The sequence below is a fragment of the Microcystis sp. M049S2 genome (assembly GCF_020245625.1).
In the GTDB taxonomy this organism is placed as follows: Bacteria; Cyanobacteriota; Cyanobacteriia; order Cyanobacteriales; family Microcystaceae; genus Microcystis; species Microcystis ichthyoblabe_A.
The window spans coordinates 1-7166 of sequence record NZ_JADBUN010000228.1 but is presented as its reverse complement, the minus strand read 5'-3'; the positions used below and the strand labels follow the sequence as shown (position 1 = coordinate 7166).

6 protein-coding genes are annotated in these 7166 nt (G+C 40.6%); 3 read left to right on the top strand and 3 right to left on the bottom strand.

Translation table 11 applies throughout. The features are described from left to right. Positions 1-36: 36 nt before the first annotated feature. Positions 37-612 carry a Uma2 family endonuclease gene (locus tag IM496_RS18560; protein WP_287662889.1) on the top strand — a complete coding sequence of 192 codons (576 nt, stop codon included), beginning with the start codon at positions 37-39 and terminating at the stop codon, positions 610-612. A gap of 77 nt (positions 613-689) precedes the next feature. On the opposite strand, the gene IM496_RS18555 is transcribed toward IM496_RS18560, so the two are convergent. Then, positions 690-1157 carry a DUF29 domain-containing protein gene (locus IM496_RS18555; RefSeq protein ID WP_194016134.1) on the bottom strand — a complete coding sequence of 156 codons (468 nt, stop codon included), beginning with the start codon at positions 1155-1157 and terminating at the stop codon, positions 690-692. A 122-nt stretch (positions 1158-1279) separates the two neighbouring features. Next, positions 1280-1879 carry a Uma2 family endonuclease gene (locus tag IM496_RS18550; RefSeq protein WP_194016136.1) on the bottom strand — a complete coding sequence of 200 codons (600 nt, stop codon included), beginning with the start codon at positions 1877-1879 and terminating at the stop codon, positions 1280-1282. Positions 1880-2070: 191 nt separating this feature from the next. Between IM496_RS18550 and IM496_RS18545 the strand changes: the two genes are divergently transcribed. Continuing rightward, positions 2071-3666 (top strand): Hsp70 family protein, encoded by a 1596-nt coding sequence (locus IM496_RS18545; RefSeq protein WP_287662888.1) that lies wholly within the window; start codon positions 2071-2073, stop codon positions 3664-3666. Between the two features lie 422 nt (positions 3667-4088). Here IM496_RS18545 and IM496_RS18540 read toward each other — a convergent pair whose 3' ends face one another. Then, positions 4089-5342, bottom strand: a complete 1254-nt coding sequence (locus IM496_RS18540; RefSeq protein ID WP_002793358.1) for a competence/damage-inducible protein A — start codon at positions 5340-5342, stop codon at positions 4089-4091. Positions 5343-5702: 360 nt separating this feature from the next. On the opposite strand from IM496_RS18540, the gene IM496_RS18535 reads away from it, so the two are divergent. Continuing rightward, the coding region (locus IM496_RS18535; RefSeq protein WP_287662887.1) for an AAA-like domain-containing protein at positions 5703-7166 on the top strand (1464 nt) is incomplete at its 3' end.

Sequence of the window (7166 nt, the reverse complement as noted above, 5' to 3'; positions counted from 1 at the left end):
TATTTGGTAATTCTATAATCCTATAAAAGAGAATCTATGATGACAGTAGTAGAAATTAAATTTGAATCTTGGCAACTGAGCGATGAACAGTTTTTTCAACTTTGTCAGGATAACCGAGATTTACGTTTGGAACGCAGCGCAAAAGGAGATTTAATTATTATGCCACCAACTGGAGGAGAAACTGGTAATTCTAACGCTGGAATCACTGCCCAATTATGGTTATGGAATAACCTACATAAATTAGGTGTAGTTTTTGATTCCTCCACGGGGTTTAAACTACCGAATGGGGCCGATCGCTCTCCCGATGCTGCTTGGATACCTTTAGAAAAATGGCAAGCTTTAACCCCGCAACAAAAGGAAAAATTTTTACCTCTATCTCCCGATTTTGTCATTGAATTAATGTCTCCTAGTGATAGCCTAGAAACCGCTAGAAAAAAAATGCAGGAATATTTAGATAATGGGACTCGTTTAGGTTGGTTAATCAATAGAAAAACTAGAGAAGTGGAAATTTATCGTCAAGGACAGGCAGTAGAAATTTTAACCGATCCAGAAAGTTTATCGGGGGAAAGTATTCTGCCAGAATTTAGTTTAAATCTTACTTTGATTTGGTAAATCAGAGGTAGTGATTGCCGTTTAACGCTTGGCTTTGTTGGGCATTGTCTTCATCGATAAAATACCAAACTTTAGTTCTAAGGAAGATAGTCATAATCAAGGATTTCTGCAAGGGTGAAGGGTGATTCAATCGGGAATAAATCAGCAGCAAGTTGATACTTTCTGAAAGTATCTTCTCTGGCTGCTTGGTAACAATCTATCCAGATTTCAGGAATCAATCTTCTCAGACTTGGACTCTCTTTTAATAAGCGTTGAACTTGTCGGCGTTGTTCAACAACTGTGCTGCGCCACCCTTGAGCATTTGCTTCCTTTTCAGTTAGCCAGTAAGTCAATTTAAGCAGATGTTCGGCAATGACGGTTAAGCGACTTTCTAGTTCTCGTTTTTCACTCCTTCCCATCGTTTCAATTTCTTCGATCAAATTTTCCAGGTCTAATTTTTCAAAACGATGTTCTTTGAGTAAATTAGCGGTTTCTTGTAACCATCCGTAGAAATCTTCTTGATAAAGACTTTTACCTGACGAGACTAAAGACTTTTCGATGCTCATTTGATGATGACCTAGAAATATGATAGAGCAATCGGCGATTCTTACCACTGTTGCCTCTTGCCTGTTGCCTCTTGCCTGACTTCTGCCAGAAGTCTAATATCGCAGGATTACTCCCGAAAACATCAGAGCTTTAAATTTAACCTAAAATTGGGTAAAACATCTTCACCCGACAAATCAGTGGGATTTTCTAATATTTCTACCTCCTTTCCTTGACGATAAATTTCAACTTGCCGATTCTGGGGATCGATTAACCAGCCTAACCTTGCCCCATTTTCCCTATATTCGAGCAGTTTTTTCTGTAATTTGTCAAGACTATCCGATTCAGAGCGTAATTCCACCACAAAATCGGGACAGAGGGGAATAAATCCCTTTTTCTGCTTAGGGGTTAAAGATTCCCAGCGTTCTCGACTCATCCAAGATAGATCGGGAGAACGAATCGCCCCATTTGGTAGTATAAATCCAGTGGAAGAGTCAAACCCGACTCCTAAAGCTTCATTTTCTTCGCACCAGCGAAACAATTGTCCTGTTATACGAAAATTTCGTTGTCCTGATTCGCCACCTGTCGGGGGATTCACGATTAATTCTCCTTGGGCTGTACGTTCTAATTTTAAGTCACGGTTGACCGCAGCAAGGGCTTCAAACTGTTCAAGGGTGATAGAAAGAGCGATCGCCCTAGGAATTTCTAAGGAGAGGGTTTCGGGTGAGGTGGTGACTGCTAACATAGTCCTTTGATCAGGTGGAACTTATATATACTATTAAAGATTATTTGTCAAGTTTTTGCTCAGACTTCTTGAGCTTGCGCTGACCAAATTCCCGATTTTTTGGGGAAGCTTCCACCTCGATCGGGCGGGTTCAATAAATAACAGGTTATAATAGCGAATAATTAACTAAATTTACCTAAAAACCATCGATCGTGTTCTACGCTATTGATTTCGGAACCAGTAATACCGTCATTACTCGTTGGAATGGGGCGACAAATAGGGCCGAAACCGTGAAATTATCGGAGTTATCCCAACAAATAGCCGACAATCCCCCCCTAATTCCCAGTTTACTCTATATTAAATCAGCCAATCCCCTGCAAGTAATTGCCGGTCAAGCAGTGCGCGATCGGGGTTTAGATGTTGATCGAGATCCGCGTTTTTTTCGTTGCTTTAAACGAGGTATCGGCGCAAAAATTCAAGGATTTTTACCGGAATTAGAGGAAACTGTCCTCAGTTTCGAGGGAGTTGGTCAATGGTTTCTCGATAGCATCATCGACAACTTAAAAAACACCACCCCAGAAACCCCCCAATCTCTAGTTTTAACCGTTCCCGTCGATAGTTTTGAAAGTTACCGCAATTGGTTAAGCAATGTTTGTCAGGGATGGGAAATCGAACAAATTCGACTAATTGATGAACCCACGGCCGCCGCTTTGGGTTATGGAAGCACGGGTGATCAGGTGATTTTAGTGGTAGATTTTGGCGGTGGCACCCTCGATCTTTCTTTGGTACAATTAGATTTAGATAATCCTCAAAAAAATCAAGGTTTTATTCTCAAGTGGGGAGAAAAAATTTTAGGCAATAATTCCGCCCAAAAAACTAAACTAGCGAGGGTTTTAGCCAAGGCAGGGATAAATTTAGGGGGGTCAGATATCGATGATTGGATTGTCGATTATTTTGCCCAAAAGCAATCTTTAGCGAAAACTTCCTTGACTACTCGTCTAGCAGAAAGATTAAAAATTAAACTTTCTTCCCAATTAACCGCCGAGGAGGTATATTTTGATCAGGAAAATTTCGAGAGTTACGAGTTAAGCTTAGATCGAGAACAATTGACCGATATTCTCCAACAACAAAACTTTTTTAATCAATTAGATGATTTAATGACGGGAGTTTTGCAACAGGGAAGACGCAATGGAATTGAAGTTAGCGACATCGATGCGGTGTTATTAGTTGGGGGAACTGTACAAATTCCGGCGGTAAAAGATTGGGTGCGACAGTATTTTGATAGTAGTAAAATTAAAGAGGATCGACCCTTTGAAGCGATCGCTTTAGGAGCGTTACAATTAGCCCAAGGTTATCAAGTCAAAGATTTTCTCTATCATAGCTACGGCATTCGTTACTGGAATCGTCGCAAAAATGCCCACGCTTGGCATCCAATTATTAACTCCGGACAACCCTATCCTATGGAAAAACCCGTGGAATTAGTCCTAGGTGCTTCCGTGGACAATCAACCCAGCATTGAGTTAATTATCGGCGAATTAGGCACAGAAAGTGGGGCAATGGAGGTCTATTTTGATGGTGATAAATTAATCACTCGTTCCCTCGGTAATGGAGAAACTAGCGTCCAACCTTTAAATGATCGCGAGGGGGCCCGATCAATCGCTAAACTCGATCCTTTAGGTTTTCGGGGTAAAGATCGCATTAAAGTGCAGTTCTGGATTGATGATCAGTGCTTTCTGAGGATTAATGTGGAAGATTTACTCAGTCAAGAATTGTTACTAAACAATCAAATTGTCACCAAATTAAGCTAGGCTTGGCTTCACTCAAAAATCAAGTGCAGACTCATAGTAAGTTTGCACTGATATTATCGCAATATTCTGTTTTACTGGTGGCTTTATCGACTGTGATCGCGCACGGGGATCGGGATTAGTTCGGGTTCGGGTTCGGGTTCCGGGCCAAAAACACTCTCGATCAGTTTGCGCGCCCATTCTCTCAACTTGTCTATCACTTCATCTAAATAGTCCATTGACCAAATGGCTCCTTTGAGATACTAGCTATGAGTTTTCGTCGATTGATCCCCGCAACAGCCACGCAGAAGCTTGATTCTAGAGAATTTTAACTAATTTTTATCGTTTGGCTGTTCAATCTGACGAACGGGGGAATCTATATCTTGTACTTATATTAAGCTTAACATAACTTTTTAGTCTGAGTATATATTCTTGGTAATTCTTTTTTAAGATATTGTTAATAAGTTCCGTCGTAGGCGATCGAGGGCGGTATAAGCACTAATCTGGCGAATAGTCAAGCGATCTCGATTTTCTCCGAAACGATGCTCTGATACAGTCACTTTTCCGTCAGGACTGGCTAAACCGATATAAACTAGGCCCACGGGTTTTGTCTCACTGCCTCCTCCTGGTCCAGCAATACCCGTGATACTGATCCCCCAATCGGTAGCGAGGCGTTTTTGCACTCCTAGGGCCATCTGTTGGGCAACAATGGCACTGACAGCCCCGACATTATTTAAATCCTGCTCATTTACGTCTAAGAGGGCAACTTTTACCCGATTATCGTAGGAAATAACCCCACCCCAAAAATAATCGGAACTGCCGGCGATTTGGGTGATAATTTCCCCTAATCCCCCTCCGGTACAGGATTCTGCCACACTCAAAGTTTGTTTTTGTCGCCGCAACAGTTCCCCCACTACCGAGGGTAAAGTATCATCATCGGCCCCAAAATAATCTAATCCGGCGATTTCCTTAATTTCCGTCGCTACCGGTTCAATTACCTGCAAAGCAGCCTGTAAAGAAGGGGCTTTCGTCGCAATTCGCAAACGCACTTCGCCTAAACCAGCATAGGGGGCAACGGTGGGATTAGTCAGAGCGAATAAATGGGCTACTTTTTCCGCTAAAGCTGACTCACCGATACCGCGAAATTTCAGAGAACGACTATAAATCCTCTCTTTGCCCCATCCTTGACTTTTTAGGTAAGGAATGGCCGTTTCTACCCACATTCTCTTCATTTCTGAGGGTACTCCGGGGAAAGTGAGAATAGTTATGTTAGTCTCTGGTTGCCAGATCATGCCGGGGGCGGTTCCGGTCGGATTTGGCAAAAAATCGGCTCCCACGGGTATTAAAGCCTGTTTACTGTTACTAGGAGGCATTTCTCGCCCTAAACTCGTAAATTTAGCCTCGATTTCTGCTAAAATCTCTTTATCTTCTCTAAGGGGCGTTTGGAAAAAATCGGCGATTGTTTCTGTGGTTAAATCGTCGGGAGTAGGTCCCAGTCCCCCGGTAAAAATTAAAATTGAGGAACGTTCTCGGGCAATAGCGATCGCTTTTTTCAGTCTTTCCACATTATCCCCCACCACCGTTTGATAATAATGGGGAATGCCTAATTTTGCCAATTCTAGGGCTAAATATTGGGCATTAGTATTAACTATATCCCCTAATAATAATTCCGTTCCTACACAAATAATTTCAGCGGCCATAATTTTTGACAATTAGCTTAAATTTTCAATTTTGATCATTAACTGATCTCCTGTCACCATCGTTCGATCGGGTTTCGGTAACGATGGTACTGGAAGTTAACCCTACCAGTGCGCTCCAGTATTATACCAGTAAGCTATCAACAATCAAAGTCTTGTATATTAAATGCCACTTTTAATAACCAGATTTAGTATCACTACCCATTAGCAAACGTAAAATCAGCCTAGGATTCCTCTATATAACAATAATTGATCATAATCAAGCATAACAAAGTATGGCCGAGCATCACCTCTTCCTTCCCGCCATTACAAACCCCACCAAAATCATCTAAAATTAAAATGTCCACTAAATAATAAAATTCTATGACTCGCTGGTTTAATATTGCCGGTCCCTGTTCCAACGATATCCACTATATGCTCTCTCCCACAGTACGATTACCAGATTTAGAGGAGCTAATTCAACAACGTAGTTATTTTGTCCTACACGCACCACGACAAACGGGGAAAACCACCGCAATGTTAGCCCTAGCAAAACAACTTACTGCTACAGGAAATTATGCCGCAGTCATGGTATCAGTGGAAGTAGGAAGTGCATTTAATCATGATCCTACTGCCGCAGAATTGGCAATTTTAGGGGCATGGTATAATACAATAAATATCCGCTTACCTAAAGAATTGCAACCACCTGTAAAAGAATGGCAACAGGAAGAAGCAGGAAGCAGAATCAAGGCTTTTTTATCAGATTGGGCAAAAGATATCAATCGTCCCATAGTATTATTTATAGATGAAATTGACTCTTTACAAGACCAAACATTAATATCAGTTTTGCGACAGTTAAGAGATGGTTTTCCTAATCGTCCTGAAAATTTTCCCTCATCTGTAGGATTAATTGGTTTACGAGATGTGCGAGATTATAAAGTAGCATCGGGAGGTAGTGACAGATTAAATACTTCTAGTCCTTTTAATATAAAAGTTGCTTCTCTGACTATGCGAAATTTTAATCTTGCAGAAGTAGAAGAATTATATCAACAACATACAGCAGCAACTGGACAAATTTTCACACCAGAAGCAATAGAAACAGCATTTTATTTAACTCAAGGACAACCTTGGCTAGTCAATGCTTTAGCTAAAGAAATTGTCGAAAAAATGGTGAAAGATAGAAGTATTAATATTACTAAAGAACACATTTTAACAGCCAAAGAAATATTAATTGCTCGTCAGGATACTCACTTAGATAGTTTAGCGGAAAGGTTAAGAGAACCAAGAATTAAAGCCATTATTGAACCAATGTTAGCAGGTTTAGAATTAGGAAATATACCTAATGATGATATTCAATTTGTCATTGATTTAGGATTATGTAAAATGCACCCCTACGGAGGTTTAACTATTGCTAATCCCATTTATCGGGAAGTGTTACCCAGAGTTTTAACAGTCACACCAATGGCATCTTTACCCATGATTGCACCGACTTGGTTAACACCGGAAGGGGAGTTAAATCTAGATGCTTTATTAACAGCATTTCTCAAGTTTTGGCGACAGCACGGAGAACCGTTATTAGGTAGCACTGGCTATCATGAAATCGCACCGCATATTGTATTAATGGCTTTTTTACATCGTGTGATTAATGGTGGGGGAGTTTTAGAAAGGGAATATGCCATTGGTAGCGACAGAATGGATTTATGTTTACAGTATAAAGATGTAACTTTAGGGATTGAATTAAAAGTATGGCGGGATAAAAAACGCGATCCGCAAGCTGATGGAATTGAACAATTAGAATCTTATTTAGGACGTTTGGGTTTAGATTTTGGTTGGTTATTTATCTTTGAT

What these genes read in the sequence shown, in the direction of transcription:
- IM496_RS18560 (WP_287662889.1), top strand. Translation starts at nt 37, where the DNA reads ATGATGACAGTAGTAGAAATTAAATTTGAATCTTGGCAACTGAGCGAT.
- IM496_RS18550 (WP_194016136.1), bottom strand. Translation starts at nt 1,879, where the DNA reads ATGTTAGCAGTCACCACCTCACCCGAAACCCTCTCCTTAGAAATTCCT.
- IM496_RS18540 (WP_002793358.1), bottom strand. Translation starts at nt 5,342, where the DNA reads ATGGCCGCTGAAATTATTTGTGTAGGAACGGAATTATTATTAGGGGAT.
- IM496_RS18555 (WP_194016134.1), bottom strand. Translation starts at nt 1,157, where the DNA reads ATGAGCATCGAAAAGTCTTTAGTCTCGTCAGGTAAAAGTCTTTATCAA.